The sequence below is a fragment of the Clostridium ljungdahlii genome, from assembly GCF_001636845.1.
GTDB classification, from domain to species: Bacteria; Bacillota; Clostridia; order Clostridiales; family Clostridiaceae; genus Clostridium_B; species Clostridium_B ljungdahlii_A.
The window spans coordinates 35,582-57,058 of record NZ_LITT01000014.1 but is presented as its reverse complement, the minus strand read 5'-3'; the positions used below and the strand labels follow the sequence as shown (position 1 = coordinate 57,058).

The window sequence follows — 21,477 nt, the reverse complement described above, 5'->3', positions numbered from 1 at the left end:
TTTAATAATGTTGACCATGAATGGTTAATAAAGTTCTTGGAACATGATATCGCAGATAAGAAATTTATAGAGATAATTAAGAAATTCTTAAAAGCTGGAATAATGGAAAAAGGTAAATATCTAGACAGTGAAAGAGGAACACCGCAAGGTAATGGAGCATCTCCAGTACTTGCAAATATATATTTACATTATGTACTGGACTATTGGTTTGATGTTAAAATCAAAAGGAAATGTAAAGGCGAAGCCTATTTGATAAGATATTGTGATGATTTTGTATGTTGTTTTCAAAACAAATGGGAGGCAGAAAGGTTTTACCAAAAGCTAATAGAAAGATTCGGTAAATTTGGATTAGAACTTGCTTTAGATAAAACTAAGATATTAGAATTTGGGAAATTTGCAAAGCAAAATAGAAGAAATAAAGGATTAGGGAAACCAGAAACCTTTGACTTTCTTGGATTTACATTCTATTGTAGTGAAGATAGGAAAAAAGAGTTCTTTCGATGTAAAGTTAAGACTAGTAAGAAGAAATTCAGAAGTAAAGTTAAGACAATGAAAGAATGGATTAAGAAGAATAGGATAATGCCAGTAGGTGAATTGATTAAGAAAATTAATCAGAAACTAAGAGGACACTATCAGTATTATGGGGTCACTGATAATACAAGAAGTGTGAAGAGTTATCAAAATGTTGTAAAATGGTTGCTCTTTAAGTGGTTAAATAGAAGGAGCCAAAAGGAGAGCTATACAGTAGAAACATTCTATAAAGGTTTACTGAGAACTTTTCCATTATTAGAACCGAAAATAAGCGTAAGCTTATTCTATAGATGATTAAATATGATGTGAAAAGCCGTATGCTTTAATAGGGCACGTACGGTTTTATAGAGGAGCATGGGCGGTAACGCCTATGTTTACTCAAGAAATGATTAGTGCTATCAACACTAATCATCCTTAGAACATTTATTTTGTTTTAGGGCTATTGGATTAGATCGTAAATTATAGATCTAAAAAAGTGCTAATCTTGTGAGGATGGAGCACTTTTTCCTTTGCTTTTGATTTAAATGGTTACATATCAATTTCGGTAAATTTTTTTAAATCATCAATAAAATCTAAAACCATAGACTCTTTTGTTGCCCAAGAAGTTACAAGGCGAATAACAGAGTTATATTCATCTGATTTTTGCCAAATTGCAAAAGAATATTTATTCCCAAGCTTTTCAATCAACTTGTTTGGTAAGATTGGGAATATCTGATTTGAAGGCGAGTGGGTCAAAAATGAATATCCAGCCTTACTGATTTCCTTCCTAAGTAAACCTGCCATGGCATTTGCATGCCTTGCCAAATCAAAATATAAGTCATCTTTGAAAAGTTCTAAGAATTGTATTCCAAGAAGCCTACCTTTTGCAAGCAGCGCTCCCTTTTGTTTAATATAAAATCGGAAATCTTCTTTAAGTGAGTCATTACATATGACCATAGCCTCACCCATTAGCGCACCATTTTTGGTCCCACCTATATAGAATGCATCTGCTAATCTAGCTAAATCAGAAAGTTCCACATCATTTTCTTCTGAGCATAGAGCCGAACCTAACCTTGCACCATCTATGTATAAAAGCAGTTTATTTTCTTTGCAAAATTTGCTTAGTTTTTCTAGTTCGCTTTTTTTATATATAGAACCAATTTCCGTAGAGTTTGAGATGTATACTAGCTTAGGTTTTACCATATGCTCATCAGTATGTTCATCTAAGGCAGGCTTGATGTCTTCGGGACTTAGTTTGCCATTGCTTACTTTTATAGAGATAATCTTATGCCCTGTAGCTTCTATAGCTCCTGTCTCGTGAACTAGTATATGTCCTGTATTAGCGGCAATAGCTGCTTCATGGGGTCTTAAAAAAGCTGAAATTGCAGTGAGATTTGCCTGTGTGCCTCCAACAAACAGGTGAATGTGAGCATTGTTTTGCTTAATTTTTTGTTTCAAAAGCTCAACAGCTTTTTCTGTATATATATCTTCACCATAACCTGAAGTTTGCTCCATATTTGATTCAACTAAAGCATTTAGTATTCTTGGATGAGCTCCTTCACTATAATCATTTTTAAAACTATACATTGTCAAAAACCTCCTCTTACATTTTCATTAATTTTCTTTTCCCTATTACTAAAAATGTTATACCTTATGTTGTAAAAGTCAATACTATTGGAACTTGTTTACTAAAACCCTTATTTCGACCAAAATCGCTTGACGTTTCCAAGGTGAAGTGATAATATTATGAATGTTGTGGAGAAAAAACGCAATAATATTCGTATAGCACAAACATATATTAATAATTTGCTTAATATAATATACTTAAAAATACAAAGGAGGGCTACTTATAATGAGAAAAAAAGTACTTTATTTAATGTTAGTACCTGGAATTTTAATAATTTTGTTCTTTTTAATGGCACCACTTATAAATATATTAATTCCTACAGTTGTAAGTGATAAAGGTATTACACCTAAGTTGTATTTATCTTTCTTTAAAGATAGTTATTTAATGAACATATTTTTTCGTACGCTTAGAATAGCAATTATAACGACTATTGTTTGTATGGTACTTGGAGTACCAGTTTCTTATTATTTATCAAGAAGTGATAAAAAAATAAGAGGATTACTTCTTGCACTTACGGTATTTCCACTCTTAACCAACTCTATTGTTCGTGCATTTGCATGGATGACTATACTTGGTAAAAATGGAGCTATAAACACACTACTTATAAATTGCCATATTATAAGTGAACCACGAGAAATTCTTTATACGGAGTTTGCAATAATTATAGGAAGTGTATATCTATTTTTGCCTCTTATGATTGTTTCCTTGGTTGGAGTAATGGAAAATATTAATAGTGATTTTGTAGAAGCTGCCCAAAGTCTTGGTGCTAGTAGAATAGTAGCCTTTTTTAAGGTAATTTTTCCATTAAGTGTTCCAGGAATGATAGTGGGAAGCATTCTTGTTTTTACTGGTGCATTAACAGCGTATACAACACCTCAACTTCTTGGAGGAAATAAAAACACAGTGCTTGCAACTCTCATATATCAAAAGGCTATGACACTAAGTGATTGGACAGGCGCTTCTGTAGTTTCTGCTGTCATGATCATAGCTACATTGATTGTTATGTTTGGAATTAATAAATTTGCATCAAGATTATATGAAAGGGGTGTATAGAATGAAAAAAAATAAGTTGCTTACATTATTCGTATTTCTTGTATACATATTTTTATTTGGACCGCTTTTGATAGTTGCTGTAACCGCTTTTGGAACAGATAATTTCATAGCATTTCCACCTAAGCATATTGGAATAAGGTGGTTTATACATGTTTTTCAGTCACCAACTTTTATGAGTACGTTAGGTATAAGTTTGGAAGTATCCATAGCTGCTACTTTAATTGCACTTATTGTTGGAATACCTGCCTGTTATGTGATTAGTAGAAATGATTTTAAAGGGAAAAAGTTTATTAACAATATATTTCTATCACCAGTTACAATACCAGGAATAGTACTTGGATTTGCACTTTTTAGATTTATAACAATCACTCTTAAAATGAATATTTTAACTAGCTTATTAATTGGACATGTTGTTATAGTAATTCCATATATAATAAGGGTCATTGGCTCAAGTCTTGGAGGATTGGATTATTCTATTGAAGAAGCTGCTATAAGTCTTGGAGCTTCTAGAATAAAAACATTTTTCCTAGTTGTCATGCCAAATATAACATCTGGTATAATTGCAGCCTTTATGTTGGCATTTATAAATTCCTTCAATAATGTACCTGTATCTATATTTTTAACAGGACCGGGAGTCAGTACGCTGCCAATAAGTATGATGAGTTATGTTGAATACAATTATGACCCTAGTGTTTCAGCTCTTTCAGTCATATTGATGTTTATGACTATTATAATAATGTTTATTGTTGAGAAAACTTTGGGATTAAATTATTTTACAAAATAAAATATGGAGGTGCTACATGGCTTTAATAAATTTAAAAGATATTGCAGTTTCTTATGATGGAAAAACAAATATATTAAAAAAATTAAACCTTGATATTGAAAAGGGAAAGTTGGTTTCACTTCTTGGACCAAGCGGGTGTGGAAAGACTACTACATTGAGAGTAATAAGCGGCTTTTTAGAGCCAACAGGTGGTCAATTTATATTTGATGGTAAGGATTATACTAAAATACCTGTTAATAAGAGAAATTTTGGAATGGTATTTCAAAGTTATGCACTTTTCCCTCATCTCAATGTTTTTGATAATATAGCTTTTGGACTTAAGATGAGAAATGTAGATAAAAAAACTATAACTGAGTCAGTTAACAAATTTCTTGAAATAGTAGATTTAAAAGAATATGGCAAAAGGTATCCTGCAGAATTGTCAGGAGGACAAAGACAGAGAGTTGCTATAGCTAGAGCACTTGTTATAAAACCTGATCTTCTTTTGCTGGATGAGCCACTTAGTAATTTAGATGCTAAATTGAGGTTGAAAATGAGGGTAGAAATTAGGAAATTACAGCAGCGTTTTGGAATTACAACTGTTTTTGTAACTCATGATCAAGAAGAATGTTTTTCCATATCAGATAAAGTTGCAGTAATGAATAAAGGTGCAATTGAACAATATGATACTCCAGAAAAAATATATTCAAAGCCTAATACAGAATTTGTTGCAAAGTTTGTAGGATTCGAAAATTTTATTGACTTAGAATATGTTAAAGATGATGTATTTAATGCAGATCACAATATTGAAATTCACATTAAAAATCATGAAGATGTTCCTGGTAAAATAAAAGCTACTATAAGACCTGATGATATTAAAATATTAGCATCTGATTTTACAGGCAATAAAAATATACTAGATGGAACAATCGAAATTAGAACATATTTGGGAAAAGCATACCAATATTCTGTCAATACAAAGCTTGGATCAATTATTGTAAACAATGGAAATGATGAAGTGTATGATATTGGAAATGAGGTAAAGCTTTATTTACCTTCAAATAAATTAATAATTGTTAAAAAATCTGAGGAGGAATAAAAAATGAAAAAATTACCTTTAGCTTTAGCATCCATATTTTTGCTATCAACCCTTTCTGGATGTGGAAGTGCAGCGCAAAGTACAGATTCAAAAAATGATCAAAAGCAGCTTGTAATATCAACATGGGGGTTAAATGAAGATGCCCTTCAAAAAGATGTTTTTAAGCCTTTTGAGAAAGCAAACAATGTAAAAATAGTTTTGGAAACAGGAAATAATGGAGAAAGATTAACTAAACTCAAAAATAATCCAAACAGTAACGTTGATATAATGTACCTTGCAGAATCTTTTTCTGAAGAAGGCATACAAGATGGATTATTTGAAAAAATTGATTATAGTAAAGTACCAAATGCAAAGAAAGTAATACCTAAGGCACAAAAGTTTATAACTGAAGGATATGGTCCAGCATATACTTTAAATAGAGCAGCTATAGTTTATAATCCTGAAAAAGTAAGTGGAAATATAGCTTCATGGAAAGATTTATGGAGTCCTGATTTTAAGGGTAAAATAGCAATACCAGATATAACAACAACATTTGGACCTGCTATGGTTTGTGCAGCCTCAAAGAAGGATGGTGTTGATGTGACAAGTGATAATTGTGCAGATGCATTTAAATCACTTCAAGCTTTAAAGCCAAATGTAGTTAAGACATATACTAAATCTTCTGATCTTGTAAATATGTTTTCTAATGGAGAAATAACAGCTGCAGTTGCTGCGGATTTTGTTTATGGTTCAATTAAAAAAGCAGTTCCTTCAGTAAAATTTGTTGATCCAGGCGAAGGAGCATATCTTAACTTTAATACTGTAAATATAGTAAAGAGTTCAAAAAATAAAGAGTTAGCATTGAAATTTATAAATTATGTATTAAGTGCAGAAGTTGAACAAAAAACATCTAAAGATGTAGGCGAATCACCAGTTAACAGCGATGTAAAATTACAAGGTACGGAAACACAGGGCCTAACATATGGAGATGAAGTTGAAAAATCAAATGTTTTGGATTTTAAATTTATAAATAAGAACAATAAAGACTGGATTGATAAGTGGAATAAAATTTACAATAATTAGTTTTAATTTTAAATAGAAGGCATCTGAAAAATAATGAATCCATATGCTGATGAACTTATTTTTTCAGATGCCTTATTTACGTTTAAGAAAGGTGATCATATGAAAGCAGATCTAATCATAAAAAATGTTTATATTTTTAATGCTTATTTTAAAAAATTTATATACGGTGATGTATCAATATTAAATGGAAGGTTTTTATATATAGGTAATGATTGTCATGAAAAAATAAGTGCAAGAAAGATTATAGAAGGTAATAAGAAATATCTAATACCTGGCCTTATTGATATACATATGCATATTGAAAGTTCAATGACTACACCAACGAACTTTGCAAATGCTGTCATTAAGAATGGAGTTACAACAGTTGTTGCTGACCCACACGAAATTGCAAATGTATTTGGAATAGAAGGCATAAAAGCTATGATAAATTCTGACAGGCAGCATATAATGGATATATTTTATGGCATTCCAAGTTCTGTACCATCAACATCAGTTAAACTTGAAACTACAGGTGGACAAATAGGTATAAAAGAAGTATCAGAACTTATAAAAAATGACCGTATATGGTGCATTGGTGAAGTTATGAATTTTAAGGATTTAGTTTATAGTGAAGATTCACTTATAAATGATATAATTAAATTGATAAGAAGAGAAAAACCTCACTTCAAAATAGAAGGTCACTGTCCTAAAATATCAGGACTTGATCTAGCGAGATACATATATCAAGGGGTAGATGCAGACCACACCCAGCAAAATCCAAAATCCATTGAGGAAAAGATATCAAATGGCATGTTTTTAGAAATTCAGGAAAAATCAATGACGAAAGAAAACATGGAATATTTAATTTCCAATGATCTATATGAGCACTTTTGCTTTGTTACTGATGATACAATGGCAGATAAATTAATTACTTCACATTTGAATGGGCTTGTTAAAAAAGCTATTGACATGGGCATGAAGCCGGAAATGGCTGTTTATGCAAGTACTTTTATTCCAGCAAGAAGAATGAATTTTTATGATAGAGGGAGCATTGCACCTGGAAAGATAGCTGATTTTATTTTATTGGATGATTTAAAATCATTTAGTATAAATGAAGTATATAAAAATGGCCAACTTGCATGTAAGTATATTAGCCAGAAAAAAGAACATGAATTTCCAGAGAATTTTTATAAAAGCATAAAGATGAATCCAGTTAGTGACTCGGATTTTTCAGTTAAAGCACCTGTAAAAGAGGGTAAAGTAAAATGTAGAATAATGAAGGTTCAAAGTGATAGTACATTTACAAAAGAAGAAAGTGATCTTGTAGAAGTGAAAGACTGGAGGCTTTCTTTTGAAACTTCTAAGCATGCACTTATTACAGTTTTCAATAGATATGATAATACTAAAAAAAGATCTTATGGACTTGTTTCAGGCAGCATAATCCAAAGAGGAGCAGTTGCTTCTAGCTATGCGCATGACCATCATAATTTAATGGTAATGGGAAGAAATGCAGAAGATATGAAAGCAGCAGCAAATTGGGTTATTAAGAATAATGGCGGCTATTGTGCAGCTTTGGATGGAAAAGTTGTAGCAAGCCTAACTCTTCCTGTTGGTGGTATATTGTCTGAAGAACCAATCGAGTCCATAGCTTTAAATTTAAAAGAAGTGAGGATGGCATTAAAGAAACTTGGATATAAACATAATAATGAAATAATGTCTTTTAGTACGCTATCTCTTCCAGTAAGCCCAGAACTAAAAATTACAGATAAAGGTCTTATAAGAGTTAATACCCAGGAAATAGTAAGTTTATTTTGTGAATAAATATAAAAATTATTTATACGAGGATGATTGCATGAATAGAACAATAATAAAAAATGTAAATATAATTACTATGAATAAAGAAAAAGAAGTAATAGAAAATGGAGTAGTAGTTGTAAATGGAAGTATAATTGAGGATATAGGAAAAAGTGAACTTTTAAAAAAGTATGATGGAGAGAAAGTAATAGATGGAAATAACGGAATATTAATGCCTGGCATGGTAAATACCCATACTCATGCATCAATGCTGCCATTTAGAAGTCTTGGAGATGATTTAGCTGACAGGCTTAAGAAGTATATATTTCCACTTGAAAGCAAGTTTGTCGATAGCAAGTTTGTTTATGAAGGAGCAAGAGCTGGAATAGCAGAAATGCTATTAGGAGGAGTTACAACATTAGCTGATATGTATTACTTTGAAGATGAAGTTGCAAAGGCCGCAAAGAAAATGGGAATCCGTGCAGTACTAGGTGAAACAGTACTTAATTTTCCATCACCAGATTCTAAAGAATCCTATGGAGGAATTGAATATGCTGATGAATTTATAAAAAATTGGGGAAAAGAAGAATTAATAACTCCAGCAATAGCACCTCATGCTCCCTATAGTAATGATACTGAGCATTTAGTAAAAGCACATAATATTTCTCAAAAATACGGTATTCCAATGATGATGCATGTGGCAGAAATGGATTATGAAACTGAAAAGTATAAAAAAGAATACAACATGACACCTGTACAATATTTAAATAGTATAGGAATTTTAGATGAAAATTTTGTAGCAGCACATTTAATAAATATAACCAATGAGGATTTGGAGATTGTTTGCAAAACTAAAATTGGAATAGCTCACAATATAGGTGCAAATTCAAAGGGAGCAAAGGGAGTTTCACCAGCAGTTAAAATGTATAAAAGAGGTATGAAAATAGGACTTGGAACTGATGGACCAATGAGTGGCAATACTCTTGATATAATAACTCAAATGTCTCTTGTTGGGAAAATTCATAAACTGGTTAATAGAGATAGAACTCTTTTACCAGCTTCTGAAATAGTTGAAATGGCAACCATTGGCGGTGCAAGAGCATTGAATATGGATAAAACTATAGGATCTATTGAGAAGGGAAAAAATGCGGACTTAGTTATAATAGAAACCAACTCCATTAATATGCAGCCTATATATGATTATTATTCAGCGGTAGTTTATTCTGCCAATCCAGCAAATGTGGATACAGTAATTATAAATGGTAAAGTCCTTGTAAAGAGTAGAAAACTCATAGGTATAGATATTGATGATATTATAGATAAAATAAATAGCATTAAAAATAGTATAATTAAATTTTTCTAAAGAAAAGTTAAATATATATAAGGAAAAAACGGATAGAGTAAAACTATCCGTTTTTTCCTTATATAAAATATTGAAATTAATATTATTTTGAGAAATAAGCATAATAAAAATATATTATTATGTATAAGGCATTTCCAAAGAAATAACCAGTCAGTATGCTAGCCTATTTTTGACTTGTTATTTTCCTTCAAATGCCTAAGGCAAAGGAGATGTTTAAATGAAAAAAAAGCTTTCTTTAATTATGGCAATTTCATTGCTTATTATAAATTTGGTAGGCTGTGGAATTCAAAAGAGTGTTACTGAGGTGAAGGATAAAGCAAAAAATGCAACAGAACAAGCAAAAAATGACGTTATGCAAATTCCTAAAAATCTACAGGCTGATATGGGTACAGGTACCTTTTATATTTCTACTCCGTCTGGTACATCGCAAAATGGAGCTGTCCCAGTTATATATGCAGATAAAAATACTCAAATTGAACAAATTGGAGTAAATACAAGTGGCTTTAATGGTAAAAATTTAAGTTATATATTTGTAGATGGTGCGCTAAATGCTAAAGAACAATTGGCAGAAAGCCAATCTTCTATAAATCTTAAAGGTGATGCCCTTAAAGTAGGAAAACATAAGGTAGATGTTGTTCAATATAATAACAACAAAACTTCGGACAGTGTTGTTACACATAAAACAGCCTATTACGAAGTTAAATCTAAATAGTAAATGCTGCTTATTCTATGGTGTAGATGTTAGGTTACTACAAATAACATTTACACTTGTTTTATTTATAATAAGAATATATATAAATAGTATGTTAATTTGTGACATTGATAATACAGTAAGTATGTAATAATATTTTAATAATACACTGTTAACCGGAGGTATCGTATGAAAAAATTTATTTTACCTATTATTCTTATAGCATTGTTAGTAGGCATATCTCCAGCTTTTAATGATTCTAATATGCATAGTCATATTAAGGCAGATAAAGGAATTCTAAATTTAAGCAATTATGATTTTGAGCGAAGAGGAAATGTAAAGATTGAAGGGCAATTGGAGCTGTATGTTAATAAACTTCTTAAACCAGAACAAGTGAAGTATGAAAAAGCTGATAAGTATTTAATTTTACCAGATAAACTGACAACACAGCTAAACGGGAAAAATACTGGATATATGACAGTGCATTTGAAAATATTTCTTCCAGAAGGGGTTGTTTATGGGCTTAGAATAGGAAGTTTTTTGTCAGCTTCAAAGATTTGGGTGAATGGCGTTTTACAAGGACAAGTGGGCCAGGTAGGTAAAAGTTATGAGAAAGAAAAATCTATATACTTGTCAAGTTATACATATTTTACAGCACAAAATGGAGCTGCTGATATAGTAATTCAAGCATCCAATTACAGAATCCTTTATCCAGTATTAAAACCTTTTGATCTTGGTCTTAAGGATAGAATTATGAATAAATTCATAGTAAATGCAGGTGGTGATTTAATTATAATAGGAGTCCTATTTATTGTAGAATTGCTATTTTTATGCTTGTATACACGTTTGAAGAATAATAAATTTTTTCTGCATTTTTCTATATTATGCTTGCTTACACAGCTAAGGTGTTTGTTTTTAAATGAAAGAATAATTGTGCACATTTTTCCAAATATGCCTTTTGAATTGCTTAGCAAAACAGCGGCAATTACATACTATTTATACATACTGATTTATGTTTTGCTTTTAAAGGAATTGTTCCCAGGCTTTCCTAAAAAGTTAGTTAATATATCATTTTGCTTTTCAATATTCTTTACCACTATATGCCTTATAACTAATAATACTTTTTACGATAGATTATCTTTTTTAGGTGAAGCTATTTTGATATTTATTTTGATTGGCATATTGTTATTTTTTGTAAAAAAAGCAAGAAAAAAGGAAGAGATAATATCATTTGTGGCATTTATTGCTTTAATTGCTACAGCAGCAAATGATGTACTCATAAATAATGGGATGATATATGGCAGGTATGGTTTTCAGGTAGGTATGCTTATTTTTGCTTTTTTAGAAACCTATGTAATTGTAATGCAATATTCTGATGAGATAATTAATGCAGAAAAACTAAAAATAGAAAATCGTATTATATATGAAAAATTTATTAGAGATGACCTTACAGGATTATATAAAAGAAATTATATTGAAAAAATATTAGATAAGGCTATAAAAAAATATATAAATGAAGGTGAAATATTTAGCATAATGATGTTTGATGTGGATTATTTTAAATTGATTAATGACAATTATGGGCATTTACAGGGAGACAAGGTTTTAAGCGATGTGAGTAAAATAATAATGAAATGTATAGGTGATACGGGTTATGCAGGAAGATATGGTGGGGAAGAGTTTATTGTCATTTTACCTAATACTAAGCAGAAAGCGTCAGTAGAAATAGGAGAAAGAATCAGAAATAAGATCAATACTTTTCCATGGGAATATGGAATAAAAGTTACTATAAGTGGCGGATTGTATGAAAATAAGTCAAATACAAATATGGAATGTATAAAAATTGTTGATGATTTATTATATGAAGCTAAGAATAGTGGAAGAAATAAAATTGTAGTATAACTAAATTGCTGCACTAATTAATTAGTATGTCAACCTTTAATTGACAAAGTTGAAGCGTATGTTAATAGTAAAAAACAATAACATAAATAAGTTGTTGGCTATCCAACAGCTTATTTGATATAATTTAAATATTTAAAAGAGGAGGGAATCATAATGGTGAAATTTGCTGTAATAGGAACAAATAAAATCACTGATAAGTTCATAGAAGCAGCTAAGTTATGCAAGAATTTTGAACTCACTGCAGTGTATTCAAGGACAAAGGAAAGAGCTTTAGAATATGGGAGTAAATACGATGCTGCATTGGCATATGATGATTTAGATGAACTTGCAGCAAGTAGAGAAGTAGATGCTGTTTATATAGCCAGTCCAAATAGTTTTCATGCTTTTCAGTCAATTAAAATGCTAAAGGGTAAAAAACATGTATTGTGTGAAAAAACTATAGCATCCAATAAAAAGGAATTAGAGCAGATGATAAAAGTAGCTAAAGAAAATGGAGTAATTCTTTTAGAGGCAATGCGTTCTGTATTTGATCCGGGGTTTAAGGCCATAGAGAATAACCTTAGTAAGCTTGGAACTATTAGAAGAGTTACATTTCAATATTGTCAATATTCCTCTAGATATGATAACTTCAAGAAAGGAATTATTGAAAATGCATTTAATCCTATCTTTTCTAATGGGGCACTAATGGATATTGGGGTATATTGTGTTCATCCATTAGTTAAGCTATTTGGAATGCCTAAAAGTATATATGCAAATTCTGTAATTTTACAAAATGGAGTGGAGGGTGCTGGAACCATTATAGTTGAATATGAAAATATGCAGGGGGAACTTTTATACTCTAAGATTACTAACTCTAAATTACCAAGTCAAATTCAAGGTGAGAAGGGATGTATGATTATAAAAGAAATACCGGATACAAGAGAAATTACTATTATATATAATAACGGAAAAGAAGAAGATATAAATATCAATAAATATGATAAGAATATGTATTACGAAGTAGAAGAGTTAATTAGACTTATTCAAACAAAAGGAAATGCAGATGAGTATAATAAGTGTTCCCTTATGGAACTTAGTATAATGGATGAAGCGAGAAGAAAAATGGGGATTAAATTTCCAGCAGATGTTTAGGCATTTTCAAAGAAATAACTAGTCAGTATGCTAGATTGTTGATTTAAGATTGAGTCTGTCTCGAAAGTATTTTAAGGCAGGCTCAATATATTTTGTCCGATGGCTACCATCCGTAACCCTTCCATCACACACAGTGAAAGCGACTCACACATAAGCAAGTTTCACCTGAGTCTAAGGATCACTTGATGGGAAAACGTTAAAAATAGTGTTGATATTAAAATTCTTTGAAGATTTCTTTCTTTGCACCACAAACTGGACAGTCACCTACATTATCGCCCATGTATGTGTATCCACAAATTGGACAAACATATATCTTTTGATTTGGAATATCTTTTCCTGATTTAGCTGATTCCTGTGCACCTTTAAACATATTTGCATGTAGTTTTTCAGCTTCTAGTGCATAATGAAATGACCTTTCAGCATCTTTTTCATTTTGAAATCTTGCAGTTTCAAGATATACAGGATACATTTGATCTACTTCATGAAGTTCTCCATTTATTGCTCCCTGAAGGTTTTCTACAATATCGGTATTTCCAAATACAGCACCAGCTGCAACTGTATTGTCACCAACTTGATTTTTAAGTACATTGAAATGATTTTTAGCATGTGCCCATTCTGCATAGGCTATGCCTCTAAAAAGTCTAGCAATGTTAGAATATCCAGCTTTCTCAGCATGATCTCCCCAAATAAGATATCTCATATGAGCCATACTTTCTCCACCATATGCAGATCTTAAAAAATCAGCGGTCATTGCATTATTTAATGCCATTTTATACACATCCTTTCATATCTGTAATATGTATTATTATCTATAATACATATTAATATTCATATTCATATGGTAAATTAAATTGACTACATAACTTACGATAGCATATTACTCATAAAACTGCTTTATTTTTTTCAATATTAAATTTATCTATTGTTTCTTGTATGCTGTTAATTAATTTGCTTACATGATATCCATCAGCCACTGCGTGTGATATCGTTACAGTAAATGGCATTAACCATTTTCCGTTTTCTTCATGATATTTTCCATAGGTTATAATTGGCATCAAAGATGGACTGGATTCGCTGCTGTATGTTGAATATCCTGTAAATGTGAGCCATGGGACACAAGATATGCAGTAGAAATTTTTAGGCTGGTTTGCCTTAATTTTTACACCTTTAATATGTGAGTATTTTTCCATATCACATTTATAATTATCATAAAATTTATAAAAGTCATCTGTATATTCTGACCAAATGTCTGAAAATGTATGATCATCTTTATGAAAAATTGTATAGTTAGGATGGACAATATCATATACAATTAATTGGCTGTTTTCCCCAAGACGCATACGAAATTCCGGCATAGAATTTATGTTATAACTAACACAATATATAAATGAAGGATAAAATTTTAAATTATTCTTTTTTAATGATTCCTTAAATAAAGTAACATCAAGATTTGCGGTAATACTATAGGCACATTTAAGCTGTTCAGTATAATATTTAAAGTGTTCACGCCTTTCCCATTTTTGAAAATCAACTACATGAAACATAAACTAACCCCTCATTCCTTTAAGTACACTATTTTACAAATGGGTACTATATTATAATTTAATTATATCCTAATTATAACATTTTTTAAGGGAAGTCAAAAATGGCTTTCCTAGGATGTTTATCCGATGACTACCTGCTCTAATACTCCCTTCTCCAAGTGTACGTTGCGAGCAGCTACGTCCCTAGATAACGATTTCTAAGTATCAGGTGGAGTTAAAACTCCATCTGATGCCAAGAACTCTGTTTATTTAATAATATTAGCTATAATTATTTTGACCAATAGCTTGGGCGAATTATCACCATAGGTAGTTTTGTATGGGAATTACCCTTAGCTGTATTGATTTGGGACTGAGTAAGAAAGATGATTTTTGAGAGATTGGCTCCGCTGAGATCAGCATCTCGCAAATCAGCTCCAATGAGATCAGCATAACTTAAATCAACTCCTCTAAGATTTGCAGCAATAAGGCACGTTCCCCTTAAGTCTGCACCTCTAAGATTAGTTTTTCTCAGGTCTGCACCAAAATAGTCTAATCTGTGAGATAAAGGGTTCTTTCCACTATGAGCTTTGGAACGCATAAGCTCGCTTGTATTTCTAAGTACTACATTAACCTTGTTTCTATGAGCTTCTACATCTAGTGATAATAGAGAATCAACGTCAAGAAGAGTAAGGCCTTCAGTATTTTCAATTAAGGAGTTTATATTTTTTTTGATACTGTTATCTGTTTGCAGGGTATATGCTTCAGAAAGATACCATAGTATTTCGTGAAGCTGTCTCATAGTTAAGAAGGCATCAAACATTTTCTTAGCATATTCAGAGCTTTGATGCCAATCATGCCCACTGCAGGTAATCTGAGCTAATTTTTGACCAGCACCAAAACAATCATATGCAGTACAACCTTTAAGACCTTTGTTCCTAAGATTTTTGTGAACAGAGCAGGTGAAGTCTGATTGCAAATTTATACAGGCTTTACCTGCGTCTTTGTTAGTTGGAAAACCTTCGGACGCTGAGAAGTATAATGCAATGCAGCATAATCCAAAACATTTTTTACAGTCAGCTCTCAATTCTTTATTACGTTTATCTTCATGTGTATATATCATATTTTTAACATTCTCCTAATTTGCATATAAGTTAATATATTTGAAGGGATAATAAATCTTCATTTCTATCAGTAATATATTTATAACAATCATAAACTCCCTGATTATAAAATTCTGGAGCTAATTCTTCTACTATAAAATCTAGTATCAAGCCTGAGGCTAAGTCACCTAATTCTTCATCTCTTTCGTTTAGAAAATAGTTCTTTATTGTAGAAATCATTTCCTGCTTTTTTTCTTTGCTTAATTTAATTTTGTTCATTATAGCATACCTCCATTTAAAATTATTATTTTTCATAATTCTATAACAGTATAGACTAAAACAGTTTATTAATTATATCATAATTCTTGTCATAATTTTTAATACTTATGTGTTAATATTATAGATACCAAATTTAACAAAAAAGGTATCAGGTATATTCTAGAATATATTAATCAGAAGCTTTTGAACAAGAGTACCTAGAAGGAGGAATAAAGTCAAAAATATGGGTGTTATCAGTTATTTTAAGAAGAAGAAATATGAGCAAAATTTTAAAGCTGTATATGAGAAATATTATGACACCATCTTCAGAAGAATTTCCTACCTTACTGGGGACATGCATGCAGCTGAAGATTTGGCACAGGAAGTATTTATGAAGTTATATAATTCACCACCTGACCACAATAACATTGCTGCATGGTTAAATAAGGTTTCTACCAATACTTCCTACAATTATATAAGAAATAAGAAAATTCATGAAGGAAAAAATGAGATGATTTACAAAAAAGAAACAGATAACGTTATTTCAATTGAAGAGGTTGCAATTAATAATTGTGAAGTAGATTTAACTAAAAAAGTACTAAATACACTTCCACCTAGAGATCGTATGTGTCTGATTCTTAAGTTTTCAGGATACAAATATAGTGAAATTGCAGAAATAATTGGAGTAGATAAAAATTCTGTAGGCACACTTATATCGAGAGCACAAAGAAAATTTAAGGAGAACTACTTAAATTTAGAAGAGAGAGGTGAATAAAAAGTGAAGTGTCTAAGTGAAGGAAGCATTCAAGCATATATTGATGGAGAACTTAGTAATACTGAAATAAAAGAAGTAGAAATGCACCTTTTTCAATGTGAAAAATGCAAAGAAGTTTATAAAGAATTGAAGTCTATGAATAGTTTTGCTGTGGAAAAGCTTCAGGATTATGAGAAAGAATTTAATATAAATCATGTAGAAATAGAAAATAGGGATATTCAAGCAAAAAATAAAAAAGGAGAGTTTAAAAATATGAAAAAGTATAAAAAAATAGCAGCGGCTGCTTGTGCAGCACTTGTCATAACTACTTGTGTTTCTGTAGGGCCTATAAGAGCATCAGTTATGAGTGCAGTTTCAATTTTTAGAGCAAAGGATATTAAAAGTGTAAATATTCCATTGGATGATATTAAAAAGCTCAAAACTGAGCTCCAAGATCGTAAGTCAGATATTAACATTGATAAAATAGGTAAAGTTAAATACCAGGGTGGTGAACAAAAAAATGTTACTATAGATGAAGCAAAAAAAACACTGCCATTTACAATATCTATACCTCAAAATATACAATCGAAGGAAGTAAAGAATATTTCAATAGATAAGCCTTCAAAAATGGATTTTACTTTAAATGTAGAAAATATAAATGAACTTCTTAAATCTTTAGGAGGAAAAAAGCTATTTCCTAAAGACTTAGATGGAAAAACTTTTTCTTTAAACATGACTGGAGCGTTAAGCATTATGTATGAAGATTCAACAAATGGTGAGCGTATAGCTGTGTCAGAAACCAAAATGCCAGAAATTACAGCACCTAATGATGTAGATGTAGATGAAATATTCAATGCTCTATCAGATCTTTCTATACTACCATATGATATGCAGCAGCAGTTGAAATCCATAAAGGATTGGAAAAGTACTTTGTATATTCCTAATGTAGGAGGTAAAGCTGAAGAAATGAATATAAATGGCATGAAAGCCATTGGATGCTTTGATACCAACCAAAATGACAAGGGAAAGAAACATTCTTCCATTTTAATTCTTAAAGACAATGTTTTAATTAGTATTGATGGTAATGTAGATAAAAATAAATTACTGGAAACAGCAAAGTCTATGAGGTGATAAATTTGGTAATTGAAACAGAAAATCTTTCCAAAATATATGAAAATAATAAAGGATGCAAAAACATTAATATATCTGTATCCAAAGGTGAAATTTACGGATTTTTAGGTCCTAATGGTGCAGGAAAAAGCACATTTATAAAAACCCTTGTTGGGCTTCTATTTCCAACTTCAGGAAATGCACGTATACTAGGTAAGTCTATTGGTGATTTAGAATCGAGAAAAAAGATAGGATATTTGCCTGAACTTTTTAAATATCAAGAATGGATGACAGGATTAGACCTCCTGTCCTTCCATTCTTCATTATATAAACTTGACAAGAAGACTTCTTCTATAAAAATAGAAGAAGTCCTTGAAATTGTCAATCTAAAAGGTGCTGAAGAAAGCAAAATAGGTACTTATAGTAAAGGCATGCAGCAGAGAATAGGAATTGCCAGTGCTCTTCTTTGTGATCCTGAGCTTCTTTTTTTGGATGAGCCTACTTCTGCCTTAGATCCTATAGGTAGAAAAGAAGTTAGAGATATTATGTTGAAGCTAAAAGGTATGGGCAAAACTGTATTTTTAAATAGTCACCTTTTAAGTGAAGTAGAAATGATTTGCGACAGTGCAGCTATTATAAGTAAAGGAAGTATTGTAAAACAAGGAAAAATCAATGATCTTTTAGAAGGAAACACTGTTTTGGATATTCATGTAGAAAATATAAGTAATGAAATTTTAAATAAGCTTGAAAAAATTGATGAAGATATGACTTTTGATGGGAAAAACATTAAAATGCATGTTAAGGAAAACTATGAAATACACGAAGTTGCTTCGTTAATTATATCAGGAGGAGGAAAGTTGTATGGGCTTACTCCGCACAGAAATAGTTTGGAGGACATATTTATAAAACTTATTGAAAGAGGTGAAGAATAATGTTTATCATAGCACTTTCTACTTTTAAGGAAATTTATAGAAAGAAAATCTTTCATTTTATAGGTATATTGACCATAATATATCTTATCCTTTTAACTATTATTTTTAAATTTATAAGTAATAATACAACTGGTAATAATGGAATGATAGACATGATTGTTAATCTTTCTTCAACTGTTTCTATAATAGGGTTTTATTTTTCCAGCATGCTTGTAGCATTTTTGACTATAATGTTGTCTATAGGTATGGTTTCTTCTGAAATAGAAAATGGAACTATTTTAACCATTTTAACAAAGCCAATTAAGAGGGAAGAATATATACTTGGAAAATATCTGGGTACAGCTGTTCTTATTATTTTATATAGTACTTTTCTTTATATAGCAGTAATTATTATTTCCACTGTAAGTAAAATATCTATTATAGAAACCTTTGGGATAGCAGCACTTGCTAAGGGATTTTTGTTTTTTATTTTGCAGCCGTTGACTATATTATCAATATCTCTTTATGGAAGTACTAAATTTAAAACCTTAAATAATGGGATAGTAGTAGTGGCTTTATATGTACTTGGATTAATTGGTGGAGTGATGGAACAAGCAGGAGCATATATTAAAAATGATTCCCTTTCTACAATTGGAATAATTTCAAGTTTAATTTCCCCTTTTGAAGTAATTTATAGAAAAATGATTTCTACTATTTTTACTTCTTTAGGGACATTTAATCCTATGTCAGGTTTTGGTTTTGGTATATCAGGGAAGTCTACTACACCAAGTGCATGGATGATGGTCTATGTATGTGTATATTTAGTATTTTTCATATTTATGAGTATTAAAGGATTTGCTAAAAAGGATATCGGATAAACAGAGTTCTTGGCATCAGATGGAGTTTTAACTCCACCTGATGCTTAGAAATCGTTATCCAGGGACGTAGCTGATCTTTACTCCAACTTGGAGAAGTGGGAGTATTAGGGCAGGTAGTCATCGGATAAACATACATGGTAGTAATTTAATTACTGCCATGTATGTTATTTGTCTTACGTATATTTAACTTAAAAGGCGCTAGATGAATAATTAATCTTTGGCTTTTAGATATATTTGGCCTTCCCATTTTGCTTTTTATACTGCATAGGAGTTAGACCAGTAATTTTTTTGAATGTTTTTGAAAAGTGTTTTTCATCAGAAAAGCCCACTTTTTCAGCAATATTGTAAATTAGTTCGTCACTTGAAGAAAAAAGTTCTTTGGCTTTTTCTACTCTGTAGTTAATAATATATTTTATAATGCTTGTACCAATCTCCTTTTTAAATATCTGACTTAAATATGAGTTGCTAATATTTAAGCTGGATGCAATAAGGTTTACAGTGATATCCTCCATATAGTGAATATGAATAAAGTTTAATACTTGAATAACTATAGAATTCTTTATCATATATTTGTTGGAAAGCTCAGACTTGAGCTGATTTACAGAATCTATAAACTCACTGCATTTATCCTCTATAGAGGTAAAGAATACTTTTTTGTATGGTAAGCTTTCCGGTAATATTTTTTTATATAGATTGCTATACCTGTCAACCAAGGCCGATGATAATGAAGTATGGCAATAATAATAAAGATTGTAGTCAAGACTTGGTTTTACAATATCTAAAAATAGTTTATATATTAATTCATTCAATTTTAAATTAAAAATATCATAATTTATAAGCTCTTTTATTTGTTTTAGAGTGTCATCTATCAAAGTGTAATCTATTTCTTTTTTTATTGAATTGATATATTCTTGAGTGAGTAATTTAGCATCAGAACAGAAAAAGTTATATTCTTTTAAACAATGGAAAGATTCATAAGCATCTCTCATATTTTCAATGTCTTTGATATAGCTGCTCATATATCTGAATGCTGTTTTAGAGTTTGTTACGCTATTCAATTTGCTAGTAATTTCAAAAAGTTTATTCTGTTTGCTAGCAATACTTGTACAATTAAAATCATTGATAATTATGCACAAAATATCGGGATTAATATAAAAGACCTCACCTCCACTGTACTCGTCAAGAACGGTTTGACATTCTTTAATAAATTCTTCTCCAGTTAAGTAGTAAATGTTTTTATTTAAGTAGTGGTCTGAATATTCAATTTCCATAAGGTTACAAATATATACGTAGTAACCGTAATTATTTAGATTTAAATGTACTTTTTTTTTATAATATAAAAATTCACTTTTAATTACTCCGCGTAGAATATCTTTTAGATATTCTGTTTTTTCTAGTTGACTGATTCTGAAGTCCATTACCAAGTTTGAATTTTTTTCTTCACCAATATAGTTAAAATGACAAGTATATTTTTCACTTAAAGACTGAGTAAAAAAGGATTTTATTTTATTAATATAAGTAATGTCTTTGTGACTTGTAATAGAGTATATAATTTGATTTTCTGAAATGACATTAAAAATTAGGATCATTGGATATATATTTGACATTGCTAAATCGTAGAAAAAATTATGAATTTTATATACAGGATGTTTAAGTTGAAGAATTATAACTTGAGCATTAAGTTCTATTGCTTTTTCAATACTGTTTTTATAAGAATTAGCAATATAAGAAATAGAAAAATCACTTTTAGTTGTCCTGTAGAAGTTATATATCATATTAGAAATTTTATCTTCTGCATATAAGACAATTTTAGAAAACATTTACATAGTACCTCCAAGATACCCCAATTACTCGTATATAAATTTTAAACTATGATTTTATTGTATATATATATTAGCAATTTGTAAATATTATTTCCAAAATATATAAAAAGTTATATGTTAAAAAAATATATTTAAAAATAACGGAT

Annotated in this window: 20 protein-coding genes; 14 read left to right on the top strand and 6 right to left on the bottom strand. The window is 30.4% G+C overall.

What is annotated here, in order from left to right; translation table 11 throughout:
• Positions 1 to 825, top strand: an 825-nt coding sequence (locus tag WY13_RS08320; protein ID WP_242866391.1) for a reverse transcriptase domain-containing protein, incomplete at its 5' end; no start/stop codon positions are given.
• Positions 826 to 1,059: 234 nt separating this feature from the next.
• On the opposite strand, the gene WY13_RS08315 is transcribed toward WY13_RS08320, so the two are convergent.
• Positions 1,060 to 2,097, bottom strand: coding sequence for a threonine aldolase family protein (locus WY13_RS08315; protein ID WP_063555232.1), 1,038 nt, complete (start codon positions 2,095 to 2,097; stop codon positions 1,060 to 1,062).
• Positions 2,098 to 2,362: 265 nt separating this feature from the next.
• On the opposite strand from WY13_RS08315, the gene WY13_RS08310 reads away from it, so the two are divergent.
• The 9 genes from WY13_RS08310 to WY13_RS08270 all read left to right on the top strand — a co-directional run bounded on the left by WY13_RS08310 (position 2,363) and on the right by WY13_RS08270 (position 12,974).
• Positions 2,363 to 3,190, top strand: coding sequence for an ABC transporter permease (locus tag WY13_RS08310; RefSeq protein ID WP_063555231.1), 828 nt, complete (start codon positions 2,363 to 2,365; stop codon positions 3,188 to 3,190).
• A gap of 1 nt (position 3,191) precedes the next feature.
• The gene (locus tag WY13_RS08305; RefSeq protein ID WP_063555230.1) at positions 3,192 to 3,974 is read left to right on the top strand and encodes an ABC transporter permease; all 783 of its coding nucleotides are present in this window, start codon (positions 3,192 to 3,194) and stop codon (positions 3,972 to 3,974) included.
• Between the two features lie 16 nt (positions 3,975 to 3,990).
• On the top strand, positions 3,991 to 5,052 hold the full coding sequence (locus WY13_RS08300) for an ABC transporter ATP-binding protein (RefSeq protein ID WP_063555229.1): 1,062 nt from the start codon (positions 3,991 to 3,993) through the stop codon (positions 5,050 to 5,052).
• Between the two features lie 3 nt (positions 5,053 to 5,055).
• Complete coding sequence (locus WY13_RS08295) at positions 5,056 to 6,114, top strand: ABC transporter substrate-binding protein (RefSeq protein WP_063555228.1); 1,059 nt, start codon at positions 5,056 to 5,058, stop codon at positions 6,112 to 6,114.
• Between the two features lie 33 nt (positions 6,115 to 6,147).
• Positions 6,148 to 7,914 carry an adenine deaminase C-terminal domain-containing protein gene (locus WY13_RS08290; RefSeq protein ID WP_242866389.1) on the top strand — a complete coding sequence of 589 codons (1,767 nt, stop codon included), beginning with the start codon at positions 6,148 to 6,150 and terminating at the stop codon, positions 7,912 to 7,914.
• Positions 7,915 to 7,945: 31 nt separating this feature from the next.
• Positions 7,946 to 9,250, top strand: a complete 1,305-nt coding sequence (locus tag WY13_RS08285; protein WP_063555227.1) for an amidohydrolase — start codon at positions 7,946 to 7,948, stop codon at positions 9,248 to 9,250.
• 217 nt (positions 9,251 to 9,467) lie between these two features.
• A complete protein-coding gene (locus WY13_RS08280; protein ID WP_063555226.1) occupies positions 9,468 to 9,962 on the top strand; it encodes a hypothetical protein in 495 nt (164 codons plus the stop codon).
• A gap of 168 nt (positions 9,963 to 10,130) precedes the next feature.
• The gene (locus tag WY13_RS08275; protein WP_063555225.1) at positions 10,131 to 11,843 is read left to right on the top strand and encodes a sensor domain-containing diguanylate cyclase; all 1,713 of its coding nucleotides are present in this window, start codon (positions 10,131 to 10,133) and stop codon (positions 11,841 to 11,843) included.
• A gap of 153 nt (positions 11,844 to 11,996) precedes the next feature.
• Positions 11,997 to 12,974, top strand: coding sequence for a Gfo/Idh/MocA family protein (locus tag WY13_RS08270; protein ID WP_063555224.1), 978 nt, complete (start codon positions 11,997 to 11,999; stop codon positions 12,972 to 12,974).
• A 214-nt stretch (positions 12,975 to 13,188) separates the two neighbouring features.
• On the opposite strand, the gene WY13_RS08265 is transcribed toward WY13_RS08270, so the two are convergent.
• The 4 genes from WY13_RS08265 to WY13_RS08250 form a co-directional block, all read right to left on the bottom strand.
• Entirely contained in the window at positions 13,189 to 13,743 is a 555-nt protein-coding gene (locus WY13_RS08265; protein WP_063555223.1) for a rubrerythrin family protein, read from the bottom strand.
• 112 nt (positions 13,744 to 13,855) lie between these two features.
• Entirely contained in the window at positions 13,856 to 14,518 is a 663-nt protein-coding gene (locus WY13_RS08260; RefSeq protein WP_063555222.1) for a chloramphenicol acetyltransferase, read from the bottom strand.
• A 268-nt stretch (positions 14,519 to 14,786) separates the two neighbouring features.
• Positions 14,787 to 15,617 carry a pentapeptide repeat-containing protein gene (locus WY13_RS08255; protein WP_063555221.1) on the bottom strand — a complete coding sequence of 277 codons (831 nt, stop codon included), beginning with the start codon at positions 15,615 to 15,617 and terminating at the stop codon, positions 14,787 to 14,789.
• 31 nt (positions 15,618 to 15,648) lie between these two features.
• Positions 15,649 to 15,876, bottom strand: a complete 228-nt coding sequence (locus WY13_RS08250) for a DUF2164 domain-containing protein (protein ID WP_063555220.1) — start codon at positions 15,874 to 15,876, stop codon at positions 15,649 to 15,651.
• Between the two features lie 223 nt (positions 15,877 to 16,099).
• Between WY13_RS08250 and WY13_RS08245 the strand changes: the two genes are divergently transcribed.
• Genes WY13_RS08245 through WY13_RS08230 form a run of 4 tightly spaced genes read left to right on the top strand, consistent with a single transcriptional unit; the run spans position 16,100 to position 19,508 of the window.
• Entirely contained in the window at positions 16,100 to 16,630 is a 531-nt protein-coding gene (locus WY13_RS08245) for an RNA polymerase sigma factor SigX (RefSeq protein ID WP_063555219.1), read from the top strand.
• Positions 16,631 to 16,633: 3 nt separating this feature from the next.
• Positions 16,634 to 17,740, top strand: a complete 1,107-nt coding sequence (locus WY13_RS08240; RefSeq protein WP_063555218.1) for an anti-sigma factor family protein — start codon at positions 16,634 to 16,636, stop codon at positions 17,738 to 17,740.
• A 5-nt stretch (positions 17,741 to 17,745) separates the two neighbouring features.
• Positions 17,746 to 18,651: an ABC transporter ATP-binding protein gene (locus tag WY13_RS08235; RefSeq protein ID WP_063555217.1), complete on the top strand. Its 906-nt coding sequence runs from the start codon at positions 17,746 to 17,748 to the stop codon at positions 18,649 to 18,651.
• Complete coding sequence (locus tag WY13_RS08230) at positions 18,651 to 19,508, top strand: ABC transporter permease (protein ID WP_063555216.1); 858 nt, start codon at positions 18,651 to 18,653, stop codon at positions 19,506 to 19,508. The genes WY13_RS08235 and WY13_RS08230 overlap by 1 nt, the downstream gene beginning before the upstream one ends.
• Before the next feature lie 224 nt (positions 19,509 to 19,732).
• On the opposite strand, the gene WY13_RS08225 is transcribed toward WY13_RS08230, so the two are convergent.
• Entirely contained in the window at positions 19,733 to 21,328 is a 1,596-nt protein-coding gene (locus tag WY13_RS08225; RefSeq protein WP_063555215.1) for a helix-turn-helix domain-containing protein, read from the bottom strand.
• Positions 21,329 to 21,477 lie beyond the last annotated feature (149 nt).